14 protein-coding genes are annotated in these 16,849 nt (G+C 49.6%); 11 read left to right on the top strand and 3 right to left on the bottom strand.

All coding sequences use genetic code 11. The annotated features are described in order from the left end of the window. The first annotated feature begins 73 nt into the window (after nucleotides 1-73). From miaA to ssb, 6 genes are all read left to right on the top strand, one after another. Complete coding sequence (gene miaA, locus ABLW18_RS01225; protein ID WP_347823064.1) at nucleotides 74-964, top strand: tRNA (adenosine(37)-N6)-dimethylallyltransferase MiaA; 891 nt, start codon at nucleotides 74-76, stop codon at nucleotides 962-964. A gap of 707 nt (nucleotides 965-1,671) precedes the next feature. After that, entirely contained in the window at nucleotides 1,672-3,318 is a 1,647-nt protein-coding gene (locus ABLW18_RS01230; RefSeq protein ID WP_347823065.1) for an ABC transporter substrate-binding protein, read from the top strand. A gap of 88 nt (nucleotides 3,319-3,406) precedes the next feature. After that, complete coding sequence (locus ABLW18_RS01235) at nucleotides 3,407-4,564, top strand: ABC transporter permease (protein WP_347823066.1); 1,158 nt, start codon at nucleotides 3,407-3,409, stop codon at nucleotides 4,562-4,564. Between the two features lie 12 nt (nucleotides 4,565-4,576). Then, nucleotides 4,577-6,175 carry an ABC transporter permease gene (locus tag ABLW18_RS01240; protein WP_347823067.1) on the top strand — a complete coding sequence of 533 codons (1,599 nt, stop codon included), beginning with the start codon at nucleotides 4,577-4,579 and terminating at the stop codon, nucleotides 6,173-6,175. A gap of 1 nt (nucleotide 6,176) precedes the next feature. Beyond that, nucleotides 6,177-8,258 carry an ABC transporter ATP-binding protein gene (locus tag ABLW18_RS01245; protein WP_347823068.1) on the top strand — a complete coding sequence of 694 codons (2,082 nt, stop codon included), beginning with the start codon at nucleotides 6,177-6,179 and terminating at the stop codon, nucleotides 8,256-8,258. Nucleotides 8,259-8,490: 232 nt separating this feature from the next. Then, on the top strand, nucleotides 8,491-9,006 hold the full coding sequence (ssb, locus tag ABLW18_RS01250; protein ID WP_347823069.1) for a single-stranded DNA-binding protein: 516 nt from the start codon (nucleotides 8,491-8,493) through the stop codon (nucleotides 9,004-9,006). Nucleotides 9,007-9,070: 64 nt separating this feature from the next. On the opposite strand, the gene aroB is transcribed toward ssb, so the two are convergent. Beyond that, nucleotides 9,071-10,189: a 3-dehydroquinate synthase gene (gene aroB, locus ABLW18_RS01255; protein ID WP_347823070.1), complete on the bottom strand. Its 1,119-nt coding sequence runs from the start codon at nucleotides 10,187-10,189 to the stop codon at nucleotides 9,071-9,073. Further along, nucleotides 10,186-10,737, bottom strand: a complete 552-nt coding sequence (locus tag ABLW18_RS01260) for a shikimate kinase (protein ID WP_347823071.1) — start codon at nucleotides 10,735-10,737, stop codon at nucleotides 10,186-10,188. Before ABLW18_RS01260 ends, aroB begins: the two co-directional genes overlap by 4 nt. A 104-nt stretch (nucleotides 10,738-10,841) precedes the next feature. Here ABLW18_RS01260 and ABLW18_RS01265 point away from each other — a divergent pair, with 104 nt between their 5' ends. The 5 genes from ABLW18_RS01265 (at nucleotide 10,842) to ABLW18_RS01285 (ending at nucleotide 15,626) form a co-directional block, all read left to right on the top strand. Continuing rightward, nucleotides 10,842-10,991 carry a hypothetical protein gene (locus ABLW18_RS01265; protein ID WP_347823072.1) on the top strand — a complete coding sequence of 50 codons (150 nt, stop codon included), beginning with the start codon at nucleotides 10,842-10,844 and terminating at the stop codon, nucleotides 10,989-10,991. 1 nt (nucleotide 10,992) lies between these two features. After that, nucleotides 10,993-12,447, top strand: a complete 1,455-nt coding sequence (locus ABLW18_RS01270; protein ID WP_347823073.1) for a hypothetical protein — start codon at nucleotides 10,993-10,995, stop codon at nucleotides 12,445-12,447. Next, the gene (locus ABLW18_RS01275) at nucleotides 12,444-13,364 is read left to right on the top strand and encodes a tyrosine recombinase (protein ID WP_347823074.1); all 921 of its coding nucleotides are present in this window, start codon (nucleotides 12,444-12,446) and stop codon (nucleotides 13,362-13,364) included. The genes ABLW18_RS01270 and ABLW18_RS01275 overlap by 4 nt, the downstream gene beginning before the upstream one ends. Beyond that, nucleotides 13,364-14,662 (top strand): HlyC/CorC family transporter, encoded by a 1,299-nt coding sequence (locus tag ABLW18_RS01280; protein WP_347823075.1) that lies wholly within the window; start codon nucleotides 13,364-13,366, stop codon nucleotides 14,660-14,662. Before ABLW18_RS01275 ends, ABLW18_RS01280 begins: the two co-directional genes overlap by 1 nt. A gap of 373 nt (nucleotides 14,663-15,035) precedes the next feature. After that, nucleotides 15,036-15,626, top strand: a complete 591-nt coding sequence (locus ABLW18_RS01285) for an invasion associated locus B family protein (protein WP_347823076.1) — start codon at nucleotides 15,036-15,038, stop codon at nucleotides 15,624-15,626. Between the two features lie 13 nt (nucleotides 15,627-15,639). Here the strand turns inward: ABLW18_RS01285 and ABLW18_RS01290 are convergent, their stop codons facing one another. Continuing rightward, nucleotides 15,640-16,848 carry a beta-ketoacyl-[acyl-carrier-protein] synthase family protein gene (locus ABLW18_RS01290; RefSeq protein WP_347823077.1) on the bottom strand — a complete coding sequence of 403 codons (1,209 nt, stop codon included), beginning with the start codon at nucleotides 16,846-16,848 and terminating at the stop codon, nucleotides 15,640-15,642. Between the last annotated feature and the right edge of the window lies 1 nt (nucleotide 16,849).

Raw genomic sequence — 16,849 nt, forward strand, 5'->3', positions numbered from 1 at the left:
AGATGTCTCAAAAATTGACCAAGAGCAACGGCGTGTGACAGAGCAAATGAAAAAAAGTGGAGAAATGCGATAAATGGTGCGAAATTCTTTGCTCTCAACGCTGGGGGAAACTCGCCCGGTTTTGATTGCTGGGGCAACCGCAAGTGGCAAATCCGCCCTTGCGCTAGATATCGCGGCAAAATTGGGCGGCGTCATTGTCAATGCCGATGCGCTGCAAGTCTACAGCGGTTGGCGCCTTCTTACCGCACGCCCCTCAGATGAGGAAGAAAACGGTGCACCGCATGCATTATATGGTCACGTGGCCAATCATGAAAGCTATTCAGTTGGCAATTGGCTGCGCGACATTGGCCCAATTCTGAGTGGAGACAAACGTCCGATCATTGTGGGCGGCACCGGGCTTTACTTTCGAGCTTTGACGGAGGGGCTCGCAGATATCCCCGCCATTTCTGCCAATATTCGCGCCCAATCGGCGGATCTCCTGTCCCAGGGCGGTCTGCAGCAGATGTTAGATGATTTAGATGCGGAAACACGCGCGAGGATTGACGTGCAAAATCCGATGCGGGTTGCGCGGGCTTGGGAGGTTTTGCAGGGCACCGGGCAATCTATTGTAAGTTGGCAAGCAAAAACTCCGCCGCCTCTGTTACCCCTGGCAGCCTGTCACGCACTGCATTTGACTAGCACTGTTGATTGGCTAAATGACAGGCTCAAGCGGCGCTTTGATATCATGATCGCGCAAGGAGCTCTAGAAGAAGCCCGTAGCAATTTTGAGACTTGGGACCCCGAGTGGCAGTCCTCACAAGCTATTGGCGCCCCTGAATTGATCGCGCATCTGTCTGGGCATTTGAGTTTAGAGGAAGCCACTGTCCTCGCCGTGACAGCCTCAAGTCAATTTGCCAAACGTCAAAGAACATGGTTTCGAAAACGTATGGCGTCTTGGCAGAGGTATAATGCTGACCAACTTTAAAATGGCATTGTTACATTATTAGGTAAGGCGGAGATATAGGCCCCGCTATTCATGGACATGTTGCAAACGATGACACCTGCCTAATTTTTAAGTCAGGCAGAGCGGCTGTACCGTTCTCGACTTGCGGGAACACCATTGCTAACCTAATATAAAAAATAAAAACTAAAGTTTTACCCCTCAAGCATGCGGCAAACACCGTCAATAACCAATCCGTATGCCCAAGGTTGTTGTAAATTAGAGAGCCTGTTCCTTAATACACTCAAAAACAATGCGCACCTCTTTACGCTGGCGACCCCCAATTGGCGTCAATAGGTAGAACGCACGGCTTGGAGCTAGATCGATTGTAAATGGCTTGGTAAGTTGACCCTTCGCAACATCACCGCCCATTAACGGGAACACTCCTAGCGCCACACCCTGCCCGTCTTTTACCGCACGCTGAACCATGTTTAAATCCACTATCACAACTTCGCTTTTGGGATTGAGATTAGGGCAACCCGCCTGGGCAAACTAGTTAATCCATTCACTACATCTTGAAATAACGCATTATAGGTGACAAACGTCGTTTTTGGGTTGTTGCTAATATACTTTCACGTTGACCTGAGCTGATTTTTAAGCATGAATAAGGTTCGAACAAGCTAAATGCAGAAGGCCAAATAAATAGCCAAAATTTTAGTTTTAATGACTTTCGGCGTCACAGGGAGAAAAAAATGACCCAAAAAAAAATATCCATGCATCCAGCTGCAGAAATGTATGCTAACGAAGTAAAAGAGGGCAAGCTTGACCGTCGCGAATTTATGTCCCGTGCAACAGCCCTCGGTGTAACAACCGTAGCGGCGTATGGCCTGTTAGGTATCAACACCCCGCTAAAAGCGGGCGGACACGCCAAACGAGGCGGTACAATTCGCATGCAGATGGAAGTTCGCGCTTTAAAAGATCCTCGAACTTATGACTGGACTCAAATTGCTACGGTAACTGCGGGTTGGCTAGAGTATCTGGTTGAGTATAATTCTGACGGTTCATTTGAGCCAATGTTGCTGGCCTCATGGTCCGCAAATGCAGACGCCACGCAATATACTTTGAAAGTTCGCGAGGGCGTTAAATGGAATAATGGCGACGATTTCACCGCGGATGATGTAGCTAGGAATATTATCGGTTGGTGTGAAAAAGATGTTGAAGGGAACTCAATGGCCGGTCGGATGGCTTCGCTGATTGATCCAGATACGAATAAGGCCCGAGATGGAGCTATAGTTGTAGTGGATGCATCGACAGTGCAGTTGAATTTATTGGCACCGGACATCACAATTGTACCTGGTTTCGCGGACTACCCTGCAGCAATTGTCCACAGCAGTCACAATCCTGACGATATGATCGGTACCGCAGTTGGGACTGGTTTTATGAGACCAGAATCCTACGAGGTGGGTGTTAAAGCAGTCAATGTTCGTAATGACAGCCACGAATGGTGGGGATACGCTGCCGGCAAAGGCGGTTTCTTGGACCGGATTGAATACATAGATTACGGGACAGACATGTCAGCAACTGTTGCGGCCTATGAATCAGAAGAAATTGACATGAACTGGGAATCAGTTGGTGAATTTTCTGATATATTCGACAGCATTGGACTCGTGAAATCAGCCGTTACTTCAGGATCCACTATCGTGGTTCGCACTAATCAAACGCATGAGCAGTATAAGGACAAACGGGTTCGGAAAGCCATTGCAATGGCTGTTGACAATAATGTACTTCTCGAGCTTGGGGTTAATGGTCAGGGTATCGCAGCAGACAATTGCCATGTTGGGCCGATACATCCAGAGCATGATCCGTCGGTCACTCGCATACCGCATGATCCTGCAGGAGCACTAGCTTTGATGAAAGAAGCTGGTATGGAGGACTATGAGCACGAGCTGATATCTATAGATGACAATTGGAGAAAAGACACAACTGACGCTGTTGCAGCCCAACTTCGGGATGCAGGCATTAAGGTAAAGCGTACAATCCTTCCAGGATCAACTTTCTGGAATGACTGGGCAAATTATCCATTTTCATCCACAAACTGGAACCACCGTCCATTAGGAACACAAGTTCTTGGCCTTGCATACCGTTCGGGAGAGGCTTGGAATGAATTTGGTTGGTCAAATCCTGATTTTGACGCATTGCTAGCAGAAGCCAATTCATTGGCAAACGCCGACGAGCGGCGAGTTGTAATGGGAAAAATGCAGGCTCTAGTAATTGAAGAGGGCGTAACTATCCAACCGTACTGGCGCCAGGTCGTTCGGCATCATACGGACAACTTAGTCGGCGTTGATATGCACATAGCATATCTGCCACAAGTTTATAAGTGGGCCTTGAAAGCCTAATTTCATAATTGGGCCGCTTCAATTATTTGGGGCGGCCCATCATATAGATAAATAAAAACTTTTATCAGTACCCTAAGGACCCCAAAATATGGGAATATTTTTAATCCGCCGCATATCATTAATGTTGCTCACAGCCCTATCTCTGACATTTATTGTCTTTGTGATGACCAATTTACAACCAAACTTGGAAAAATTAGCCAAAACACAGGGCAATTTCCGTATGTCAGAAGCGGAAGTATCGAGTTATTTAAGGGACCGTGGTTTTGAACGCCCCGTTACACTTAAATACGGGGAGTGGCTAGGGGTAGTTCCAAGTTATCGTATCGAAGGGCGAGATGGTGAAACCCGTAGTCGGTGCTCTGCCCATGGGGTAATTCAATCAAATACACCTAGATATTGTGGCATCATTCAAGGCTATTGGGGGCAAAGTTGGGTATTCAAAGAACCTGTCGCTAATGTCATTGCGAAGCGGCTATCCGCAACCGGTGTTTTGATGTTGTGGGTATTTCTAGTAATGATCCCGAGCGCATTATTTTTAGGTGTGTTAGCCGGAATGAAAGAGGGATCTCGATTAGATAGGACTTTGTCGACGGGCGCAATTGCAACGACTGCAACACCCGAGTACGTGTCAGGGGTAGTTTTCATTGCTCTTCTAGCATCATCAAAATTTGGCCTAAGCCCACTTTTTAGCTCTCTTGGTTGGTCAGATAAACGGATTTTATTCAAAGGATCTGCGACTTCGGCGGCCAAAGAAATACCAGCTGACTACGATGTATACTGGCTGCCAGATTTTTTAGAGGGTTTCTGGTGGAAAGTCGCAGAAGCCCCAACATTAGAAAATTTTATGTTACCGGTTCTTACAATTGCGCTTTATGGCATGGGGTACATTGCGAGAATGACAAGAGCTTCAATGGCGGAAGTAATGACAAGTCAATACATCCGAACAGCAAGGCTGAAAGGTGTTAATTTTAAAAATATTGTAATTAAACACGCGCTACGAAACGCTTTAATAGCCCCATTTACAGTGATTATGTTACAAATACCCTGGCTTCTCACAGGTGTTGTGATTGTTGAGACGCTTTTCAATTTTAAAGGGTTAGGCTTTGCACTAGTGCAAGCAGCGGGAAATAATGATATCGATTTACTTCTCGCTGTATCAGTTGTTTCTGTAATAGTGGTCCTAGTGACCCAACTGATATCAGATATCGGTTATGTCTTCTTAAACCCGCGCATAAGCATTTCATAGGAGCTGTGAGCAATGGAAGCTTTAACTTGGACAGGTAATGTTGGTGGTTTTTTAAACCCGATACTGGGTATATTTTTACTAATTTTATTAGTGGGATTTATGCTTCAGCTTATAAGCGGGTTGTTCATTCCCTCAGCACGAGGTTATGATGCTGATGGAAGCCTAATGGAACATCCCTTTACCGCAAAAATCAATCTAGCAGTCTCGATTAGCTTTGGTTTGTTTGTTGGAGTTTCGTTACTTTACCTTGTTCTCGGAATGATTTTTGGTTTAGAGGGTGGCGGTATCGTCGGAGGTATTTCAAAACAGCTCACCCCCGTATGGTTAACACTAATTTTAATTTTTGTTTTTTCAGTTGCATTTAAAAGAAAGCTCGGACTTTACGGCAAATTATTCGATAGCCCTGTAGGAATGGTTGGCCTCGGCCTGATTTTATTTTGGGTTCTCGTCGCTATTTTTGGTGGCATTTTTGATATGATCGTAACTCACAATGAACTTTCTCAAGTTTCTGGAATGAAAAATAAATTGCCTGGAACTCCCATGCGAGGCGCCGAAGGCACCGACTTTCAGTATTTTTTATTGGGAGGGGACGGCCTGGCAAGAGATGTATTCAGTCGAGCCGTCAAGGGTTCAGCAATTGTCATAGTTGTGGCACCGTTAGCGACGTTATTCGCGTTTATGGTTGGGATAACTTTAGGAATACCCGCTGGCTATTACTCAGACCCAATTTTAGAATTTGGCAATCGTGCCTTTCTAATAGCTTGCATTGTGGGCGCTCTTTTTATTTCGTTATTAACGTTTTTGGGCGCGGCTGTAGATATTATAATTTTATTAATTTTGATGGTGGTACTTATCCTTTGGCTTCTTGTTAAGTCCTCACTTGATACAGTTTTAAGTTTTTTAGCCAATTTAATCCTCGCTTTTCCAGTTATTCTCCTTTTCTTTCTTCTTGTGACCCCAGAAATAGTGAAGACGGGACTGCCAAATTATATGGCATTAATTTTATTTTTCTTTCCTGTCGTATTTCTCACTGTTTTGTTGAACTCTAAATATCATACACGTCCGGATGTCCGTCTATGGATTGTCGGCGGAGTAACAGTGTTATCTATGTGGGTCTATTTGTCCATGATATCCGAACCGGACACCGCAATTCATATTTTACCCATACCACTTGATTTTATATCTATGCCTCCTGAGATCCTGGTTGTTTTCGTATCAGTAGTATTTGTTAATTCCCCCACAGTATTTCGAATTGTCCGAGGCTTGACGCTGGATATTAAGTCTCGCGACTATGTCGCAGCGGCTCAAACACGCGGTGAAAGAGGATGGTACATTATGCTTTGGGAAATTTTACCAAATGTTCGTGGCCCACTAATCGTGGATTTTTGCCTAAGGATTGGCTACACAACAATCCTCTTGGGAACGCTCGGTTTTTTTGGATTAGGTCTTGAATCTGAAAGTCCGGACTGGGGTACAACCATTAACGCAGGCAGGCGTCTCTTGTCTATCGCACCGATACCAGCTCTGGTTCCAGCAATTGCACTCATGTCACTCGTGCTTGGCTTAAATTTACTTGCAGATGGTCTGCGCGAAGAAAGTTTGAGAGATTGAAATGAGCAAGAATGAAAATGAACCAATACTTGAAATTGAAGGACTATCAATTTCATTTTTTACGCGAATCCGGGAAATACCGGCCGTTATGGACTTCAGCTGTACAATCCAACCCGGCGAGGCGGTAGGACTGGTCGGCGAATCTGGATGCGGCAAATCCACTGTGGCACTTGGGGTCATGCAAGACCTGGGGGTTAATGGCCGTATTGTTGGTGGGTCAATAAAATTTAAAGGCCGCGACCTTAATCTCATGTCTGACGAGGAGCTTCGGGATATTCGTGGCTCCGAAATTGCGATGATATACCAAGAACCCATGGCTTCGCTAAATCCTGCTATGAAAATTGGCAAACAATTGATGGAAGTGCCGATGATCCACGAGGGGGTCAGCAAAGAGGCTGCCTATGCCCGGGCTTTGGAAGTCGTTACGGATGTGAAATTGCCAGATCCAGAGCGGATCTTAAAATCCTTTCCTCACCAATTGTCCGGTGGCCAACAGCAGCGCATCGTTATCGCCATGGCGCTTATGTCGAAGCCAGGTCTTTTGATCCTTGACGAACCGACCACTGCTTTGGATGTTACTGTTGAAGCAGCAGTTGTCGAATTAGTGAAAGATTTGGGCAAAAAATACGGCACCTCAATGCTGTTCATTTCGCATAATCTTGGCTTGGTCTTGGAAACCTGCGACCGAATTTGCGTCATGTACTCCGGCGAAGCGGTTGAGACTGGGCGCATTGAGGATGTATTCGACAAAATGCAGCACCCATATACGCAGGCGTTGTTTCGTTCGATCCCGCTGCCCGGCGCTGATAAGAACGGTCGCCCACTTATTGCCATTCCGGGCAATTTTCCGCTGCCGCATGAACGGCCAAATGGATGTAACTTCGGGCCCCGCTGCGAATATTTTGAGGTGGACCGATGTGATCAGGGCTATATATCAATGGACATTGTGCCCCATGGGGAGCGGCACGGTTCCCGTTGCCTGCGCTGGGGTGAAATTGATTGGGACGCCTCCCCTGAGCTGGCGGAAACCAAGGTCAAGACTGAGCCGGGTAAAGTTGTTCTTAAAATTGAAAATCTGAAAAAATATTATGAGGTGGCGGCCAATGCCCTCTTTGGAAGCGGCAACAAAAAAGTGGTAAAAGCCAATGAGACCTTAAGTTTCGAAGCCCGTGAATCCGAAACCCTAGCCATTGTCGGTGAATCTGGATGCGGAAAGTCCACTTTTGCCAAAGTTTTGATGGGCCTAGAGACGGCGACGGACGGAGATATACTTTTGGAGGGCAAAAACATCGAAAGTATCTCAGTTGAAAATCGTGACACCAAAACGGTGTCCGATGTGCAGATGGTCTTCCAAAATCCCTTTGACACGTTGAACCCCTCTATGACGGTCGGCAGCCAAATTGTCCGGGCATTGGAATTATTCAAAATTAGTGAGAATGCGGCTGCGCGCCACGAACGGATGCTGGAGCTTCTGGATTTGGTGAAATTGCCCCGCGAATTTGCGGACCGCATGCCGCGGCAACTCTCAGGTGGGCAGAAGCAGCGCGTGGGTATTGCCCGCGCATTTGCAGGCGACGCGAAGATTGTTGTCGCCGACGAGCCGGTGTCAGCGCTCGATGTCTCCGTACAAGCGGCCGTGACCGATTTGCTCATGGACATTCAACGCGAGCAAAAAACCACTTTGCTTTTTATCAGCCATGATTTGTCCATCGTGCGCTACCTATCGGACCGGGTTTTGGTCATGTATCTTGGACATGTGGTTGAAATGGGCAGCACTGAGCAAGTATTCCAACCGCCCTATCACCCGTATACGGAAGCGCTGCTCAGCGCGGTTCCAATCGCAGATACCTCAATTGAGAAAAAACACATTGTTCTTGAGGGAGATATTCCATCAGCGATGAACCCGCCATCGGGTTGTCCGTTCCAAACCCGTTGTGGTTGGAAATCGAAAGTCCCCGGCGGTCTATGTGAGAGCGAAGTGCCTAAGATCCGAGAACTGGCCGATGGTCACCAGATCAAATGCCATCTCGCTGATGATATTTTGGACAAAATGGACGCCGTGATTAAAATCGCCGCCGAATAGTCGTCACATCGCGCGCATTGCCCGTCTCATTTGGGCTATGCGACCTTTCCTTGGTTCCGGCTGCGTAAAGAAAACTCATCCTCCCCCCTTTCGATGGTTGCACAGCGGGGCAGTTCCAGAGATATATAGCGCAACGGGGTTCTGTCAGCCAGGCGGGGCTTACTTAATCAAACTTAACTCTAATTTAGCATAAATGCTGAATTAATCGAGCAATAACTTGGGAGCAATGGCCATGGCCGGTTCAGTAAATAAAGTGATTATCATTGGGAATTTGGGACAAGATCCTGAAGTGCGCAGTTTTCCAAGTGGCGGTAAAGTTTGTAACTTCTCTGTAGCGACTTCCGAAAACTGGAAGGATCGCAACACTGGGGAGCGCCGTGAAAAAACCGAATGGCATCGTGTCTCCATAACATCAGAGCCTTTGGTGCGCGTGGCCGAGCAGTATTTACGCAAGGGCTCAAAAGTTTACCTTGAGGGCCAGTTAGAAACGCGCAAATGGCAAGATCAATCTGGTCAGGATCGCTACACCACAGAGGTGGTTCTACGCCCCTACCGTTCTGAATTAACCATGCTTGACAGTCGCGGCGAAGGCGGCAGTGGTGGTGGCCAAGGCGGTGGATATATCGGCAATCAAGATGGCGGTGGCCAAGGCGGTTATATGGCCGATCCCAACCAGGGTGGCAATCAGGCGGGCGGTTATAGCAACCCCGCGCCCTCAGCTGATCTCGACGACGAAATCCCATTTTAAATCCTACCCCAGCACAAATGTCCCCTGCGCTGGGGTCAGTCCGCCTCGGCGTTTTCGGGTGCGGCTATACGGCTGGCGCGGCCATCGACTCCTCCAGCACAGATAAGACAACCGCCTGCGACACATCCGTTGTCACAAACGCCTGACCAATATCGCGGACCATAATAAAATTTAACTGCCCCGCAATTACTTTTTTGTCCTGCCCCATGAGCGCAACAAGAGCCACCGGATCAGGCAGTGCACCATCGATATCGGAAATATCGGTTTTCATCCCCATGGCCTTTAAATGTGCCCGCACCCGCGATGGAGCCTCTTGGGAACACAATCCCAAACGGGCAGAGGTCTCGAACGCTAAAGAGCAGCCAATCGCCACGCCTTCCCCGTGCAGCAGGCGATCAGAATATCCCGTGGCCGCTTCCAGCGCATGGCAAAACGTATGCCCGAGATTGAGCAAGGCGCGATCCCCCTGCTCTGTCTCATCACGCACCACAATATCAGCTTTCATTTGGCACGACATCCGCACAGCCTCGCTGCGCGCCGCGTGATCTCCAGCAACCAAGGCAGCTCCGTTTTGCTCAAGCCACTCAAAAAACGTCGCATTGCCCAGCAGTCCGTATTTCACGACCTCACCATAGCCAGCAAGGAAGTCCCGCGGGGCCAGCGTATCCAAAACATCTATATCAGCCAAAACGAGACTGGGTTGATGAAAGGCCCCGATGAGGTTTTTGCCCTGAACGGCATTTATCCCCGTCTTGCCGCCTACGGAGCTATCCACCTGCGCGAGCAAGCTGGTCGGAATCTGAATAAAGCGCACGCCGCGGCGTAAGATAGCGGCAGCAAAACCCACCAAATCTCCAATCACCCCGCCGCCCAAAGCGATCACCACATCCCGCCGCTCGACTTTCTCAGTCAAAAGAAAATCTATGGTCTCGCTGAGATGCGGCCAGCTTTTCGTCGCTTCGCCCACAGGCAGAATTAGAGTGGAAGAGGCAATGCCCACGATTTGCAAAGCCTCCGTCAATCGTTGGGCATGCAGTGGGGCGACGTTGCTATCAGTGACAATCGCCACTTTAGCCCGCGGCAAAACCGGTCCAATCAAAGCGCCGGCTTGATCCAAAAGACCACGACCAATGTGAATATCATAAGCCCGACCTCCCAAAGGGACGTGAACCACCTGTGTCATGACTTCTCTCCTGATGGGCTGAACACTCCGGGCTGCGCGCGCAATGCGGCTATCACCTGCTCTGCCGTCTGAGCAATGGAGTAATTTGGATGGGATTGAACGGTAACATCGGCCAGCAAATATTGATCTCTTCGCGCTTCAAATAAGCGGGCCAAAGTCGCCTTGGGATCTGCGGTTTTGAGTAAAGGGCGGGTATCCTTGCTGCGCACCCGCTCCCATAGCATTTCTAAATCAGCGCTCAGAAATACCGAAATGCCAAGTTTTGAAATAAGCGTACGATTGTTGCCAAACATGAAGGCGCCACCGCCTGTTGACAAGACGCAGGGCGGACCTTGCAGCAACCGCTCCAGCACTTTCGCTTCGACTGAGCGAAAAAATGGCTCTCCATCGCGTTCAAAAATCTCGGCAATAGAGCGATTGGCGGCCAGAGATATCTCTTGATCCGAATCTTTGAACGCAACATGCAAGGCCGCTGCCAGTGCTTTTCCGACGGCAGTTTTACCAGATCCCATCATCCCGACCAGAACGACTGTTTTGTTGAGCGACATCTGTCTTATTCCATGACTTAAGATTAACTTGCCTTGCGTCTTCAATGGCGCGATTGTTACAAAAAGACCATAAACAAAACCGCGCCAAAGGAAAACTCTTCAAAATGTTAAGATTGCTCAAATATCTTTTCTACCTTCTCATCGTCGCAGCGGTCGCATTTGTGGGTTTTGCCTATTTGGGGCCGTTCTTTGGTGTGGATTTTTCAGCGCATATGCAAACGATTCAATTACCACTGGCTTTGGATATCAATTGATATGAAGATTGCGCATGTTTGTTTTGTCGGCCTGCTCATGGCCCAGCCGGTTTGGGCTCAAACCGATGCGCCAATCTCAGCAATTGATTGGCTGTCCCAACCCGGGCTAACGCCGCTCAGCGAAGAACCTTTGGTCGTTGGCGATCCCGCACGCGGTGCGGAGCTGGCTGAGATTGATGTTATTGAGCTTGATGCCCCTGTTGAGAAAACCTATGGGCTGATTCCAAGCAAAATTTCTGGAATACCGGAAAATTTCTGGACTGACCTTGATCCTCGAATGCTGCACCAAATCCTCAATACTGCGCCTCTGTCAGGGCTCCCGGCGGCTGATGATTTGCTGCTGCGCGCGCTTCTAGCCGAAACATTGGGAGATGAAAGCGTTTTAAATACGCGCGTTCAAGCCTTGATTGAGCGCGGTGCGGTCCGGGCCGCCTATAGCCTTCTGGGTCAGAGCCAGATCAAGTCACAAGAAAGTTTTATACATTTTGCAGAAACCGCTCTTTTGACTGGCAATGTGGAACGGATGTGCCGCCAGCTTAACCTGTCGCGGCATATAACAGAGGATGAAGCATTAAAAGTCTATTGCCAAGCCCGTGTAGGATCATGGAACACAGCGGAGGTCAATTATTTTACCCTCGACACACTCGGCGCTTTCACCCCGACCCTATCCACCCTTTTGGCCGTAGATTTGGATCCAGAGCTTGCCGATGGTTTGGAATTGCCGAATGTGGATCCGAACCAGTTAACTGCCTTAGAATTCCAACTGCGCGCCGGCGCGGGTCAACCCGTGCCAACACAGGGTTTGCCACTGAAATTTGCGCCCTCTGACTTGAGCTCGTCCAGTGGTTGGAAGACCCAGATTGAGGCCGCCGAACGTTTGGGCGCGGTAGGTAGCCTGCCGGCGGCGCAATTGCTTGAGCGCTATAAATCCGGCCAGCCGTCAGCCTCTGGCGGTATATGGGACCGGGTAGATGCGGTCCAAAACCTTGATCTAACCCTGGCCGATCCGATTATCGACCCCAGCGAAGCGCTGCTTGCCTTTTGGACCATCATGCGTGGCCAAGGCCTTGTCGCCCCGCTGGCGCATGCTTGGTCACCGATGTTGATGAAATTCGACGCGTCACGCGATGGAGACGAAATTCTATTCCAGATGCAAGTTCTCAGCCGTTCAAATGCCTTTGTTTTTGAACCAACCATGACCCGTTTGCAGCGCATAAACCCCCATATTTTACCCAAAAATTTTGATCGCTTGATGGCAGAATTCACTCAAGAAATTTCTGCAAGCCTGCCCTTCCGCTCCGCCAATATGCTTCGAGCAATCGGATTAATTGCCAATGGATTAGAGGGAAATGAGCTGGCCTTGATTGAGGCGCTGGCGCTTTTCCGCGCGATGGGTCTGACACCAATTGCGCAACAATTGGCTATGGAGTTTATGATCTTGGCCGATCCGCGATGACTCTGTCGTGGATCTCCGTTTTCCTTGAAGCGCAGGCCGCTGATTTTGGGGCCGCGCGCAATACGCAGGAGGCCTATGGGCGCGACCTAAAAGATTTTCTCGCCTATCTTGAGGCGCGCAGCGTAGGATTTGCCACTGCCACGCGCGCGATGGTGGAAGATTATCTGGTGCACTGCGATGCGGCCGGCCTTGCCAGCGCCACCAAAGCCAGACGGCTCTCCGCAATCAAACAGCTGTACCGTTTCGCCTTCGAAGAGGAGCTGCGCAAGGACAACCCAGCCATTCAAGTGAAAGGACCGGGAAAGGTTAAATCTCTGCCAAAATCACTGGATCATGATGAGGTCGACCGCTTGCTGCTGCAGGCAAGGCACATGCCTAAAAAGCGCCATGACAAGCTGCGGCTTACCTGTTTGATGGAACTTCTTTATGCCACAGGCATGCGGGTGACAGAATTAGTCAGCTTGCCGGCCGAGGCGGTGCGCGGCGAGCCGCAGATGATTTTGGTGCGCGGAAAAGGCGGCAAAGAGCGGATGGTGCCACTTTCCACAACAGCCCGCGCGGCGACACAACTTTGGCTTACACTGCGTGATACCGACCCGCAGACCAAAAAATCCGCCTTTCTCTTTCCCTCACGCGGGAAATTGGGCCATTTGACCCGCATTTGGTTTTTTCAGCAGATCAAGAAACTGGCCATATGTGCTGGTATTGATCCGGCTAACGTCACGCCGCATACTCTGCGACATGCCTTTGCCACCCACTTATTGGCCGGTGGTGCTGATTTAAGGGCCATTCAAACGCTTTTAGGCCATGCGGATATTGCGACAACCGAGATTTATACGCATATCCAAGAAGAACGGTTGCGCGAGCTGGTGCTGGAGCATCATCCTTTGGCGCAACCACTTAAAACAGGTCTATGATGGAAAATTTTGACTTTGACACTGGCTTTTGGATTACCTTTGGGGCGATTTTCGTCTTATTGATCCTATCGGGCTTTTTCTCTGGCTCAGAGACAGCCTTGACCGCAGCCTCGCGCAGCAAGCTGCAAGCGCAGGCTGATAAGGGCTCGCTTGGAGCCGCCAGGGCTTTGAAGGTAACCAATGACAATGAGCGTTTGATCGGTTCGATTCTTCTCGGCAACAATTTGGTCAATATTCTGGCGACCTCTTTGATTACGGCGCTGTTCACAAAGATGGTGGGCGAGAACGGCATTCTTCTGGCCACATTGGTCATGACGTTTTTGGTTTTGGTCTTCGCCGAAGTGCTCCCCAAGACCTATGCAATCACCAATGCTGAAAGTGCCGCCATAAGGGTCTCGCGACCCATATCCTTAGTCGTCTTCGTCTTCGCACCAGTGGTCAGCTTCGTACGCCTCCTGGTGCGTGGCGTATTAGGGCTATTCGGCATCGCCACGGACCCTGATACAAATATTTTGGCCGTGCGCGAAGAAATCGCTGGAGCGCTCACTTTGGGCCACCAAGAGGGTTTGGTTGAAAAAGAGGACCGGGACCGCATCTTGGGCGCCTTGGATCTGGCCGATCGCACAGTCGAAGAAATCATGCTGCATCGCTCAGGTATTGAGATGATTGACGTCTCTTTGCCAGCTGAGGAAATTCTCTCTCAATGCCTCGAAAGTGCGCACACGCGATTGCCCCTCTACCGCGGCAATCCAGAAAATATCGTTGGGGTGATCCACGCGAAAGATTTGGCCCGAGCCATGGTTAAGCTCACCCGCGACAGCGCAGCCCGAAGTGAAGATCTGGCCAAGTTTCAGGTGCTAGATGTGGCGATGGAGCCCTATTTCGTACCCGAAACAACACCTTTAGATGATCAAATGCGGCAGTTCTTAAAGCGGCACACCCATTTTGCCTTGGTGGTGGATGAATATGGCGCGTTGCAAGGGCTGATCACTTTAGAAGATATTTTGGAAGAAATCGTTGGCGAGATCACCGACGAATTTGACACAAGCGACCAAGGGGTCACAGCTGCGAAAGACGGTCATGTTGTGGTTGATGGATCTATGACAATTCGTGATTTAAATAGGGCGCAAGATTGGAGCCTACCAGATGATGAGGCCAACACACTCGCCGGCTTGGTTATCCATGAAGCGCAGATGATTCCAGCCGAGGGTCAAGTCTTCGTGTTTCACGGTTTCCGCTTTGAAGTCGCGACCCGCAGAGAAAATCGCATCACACAACTAAAAATATACAAATTGTGAGCGTCAAGCAAAATAAGCGCAAACACCGTAGCCTATGCGAACGAAATTTTAATGATCTCGCGCTATGAGCGAGGAGTGATGGAAGTTTCCTTCATGTCATAACTCCTTGTACTAAACCGCGCCTTCGGGCGCGGTTTTTTTAGAAATTGGCATAAAATTCACATTGACGTTTAAAATATTATTTGTTTCTTTCACCCCTTAGCTGGCGAGCCCGACAGGGAGAAAAATAAAGGCAGAGGTTTTTGGAAACAAATCCTCTCCTTTAATTTTTTCAGATTGGGCTGCCACCGATTGGCTGGCACATCAGTATAAATTTTAAGATATTTATGGCAGGATCACTGTTCATACTCCGTGCGATAGAAAGGACTTTTTGGTGTTTAAAGTAACAAACGATTTTGGCGCGCTCCTATATCTTCTGTTGTCCTACACCGCGCTACAGGCGCAAACGGCTCAAATGCCGGCGGCAGAGGAATTCTCAACCGGCGAAGTGGTGAACAGCACTCCAGCAATGGGCGAATACTATGTCAAAGGCACCTTTGGGGATTGGACGCTGCAGTGTCTGAAAACGGAGCAAGCGCAAGACCCATGTCAGCTCGTTCAATTGATGCATAGCCCCGATGGCTCGCCCGTGGCCGAATATAATTTAAACCCAATCCAATCCGACGGGCTCGTTTTAGCCGGAGCAAATGTCATTACACCTTTGGAGACCCTTTTAACCCAACAGTTGACCATTCAAGTGGATGATCAAAAAGCTAAAATATATCCTTTTGCCTTCTGCATGCAAATGGGTTGCGTGGCCCGCATCGGGCTCACCGAAGACGATCTCAACAGCTACCGCTCCGGCGCGCAAGCAATTATCACCATGTTTCCCGCGGCGGCGCCCACCCAGCCCGAACGTCTCACACTATCTTTAAAGGGATTTACAGCGGGGCATGAGGCCTTGATGGACGTAGCAGAGAATTAAGTGCAGATAAGCTCTAAAACGCTTTCAGCGCCAATACCGCATTCATGCCCCCGAAGGCGAAGGCATTGGACAAGGTCGCTCTTACCTTCGCTTGCCGCGCCACATTTGGCACCACATCAAGCGCGCAATTGGGGTCTGGATGCTCGTAACCAATCGTGGGCGCAATGACCCCATCTCGCAACGCCATGAGGCAAGCAAGTAATTCCACCGCTCCCGTGCCTCCTATCAAATGCCCATGCATAGATTTGGTCGATGACATCATCAGGTCTTGCGCATGGGAGCCGAAAGCCTCCTGTACCGCAGCACATTCGGTTTTGTCATTCGCCGCGGTTCCAGTGCCATGAGCGTTGATATAGCCAATATCTTGCGGATCTAGGCGGGCATCGCAAAGCGCGCCGCGCATCGCCCTTACAGCACCCTGCTGGTTCGGCATCACAATATCACCCGCATCTGAAGTCATCGCAAACCCTATGAGTTCCGCGAGTATCTCAGCACCGCGCGCCTTAGCCCCCTCATAGGTTTCAAGCACAAAGATCCCAGCACCTTCACCCTGGACCATTCCCGATCTATTGGCAGAAAAAGGCCGGCAGGCGGTTTTGGACATCACCCGCAGCCCTTCCCAGGCCTTTATGCCACCAAAGGTCAGCATTGCATCAGCACCACCGGCGAGCATCACCTGCGCCATGCCGCTGCGAACCATCTGAAAGGCCAGTCCGATAGCGTGATTTGAGCTGGCGCAGGCCGTTGAGACCGTCAAAGACGGACCTTTGATGTTATAGGCGATCGAGAGATGGCTAGCCGCCGCATTGTTCATGAGTTTCGGAACGACGAAAGGGTGGACCCTATTTTTGCCATCTTCATACACAGAACGGAAATTATCATCCCAGGTGTTCATCCCACCCGCAGCGGTTCCAAGCACCACACCCGTCGATTCCGACAGTTCGTCCGTGATCTCCAAGCCAGACTGCGCCATGGCCTCACGGCTGGCCATGAACGTCAGCTGTGTCACACGATCATACAACGCCAATTTTTGCCGATCAAAATATATCTCGGGATCAAAATCTTTGATTTGCGCACCAATCTTAACCGATAACCTGTCTAAGTCTCGCATGTGCAAGGGGCCGATCCCAAGCCGCCCTTCGCGCATGGCTTGCAAAGTTTCGGGCACTGTTGCACCCAAGGCATTGATGGTCCCGGCCCCAGTAATCACCACGCGGTTCATG

Source organism: uncultured Planktomarina sp. (genome assembly GCA_943788425.1).
In the GTDB taxonomy this organism is placed as follows: Bacteria; Pseudomonadota; Alphaproteobacteria; order Rhodobacterales; family Rhodobacteraceae; genus Planktomarina.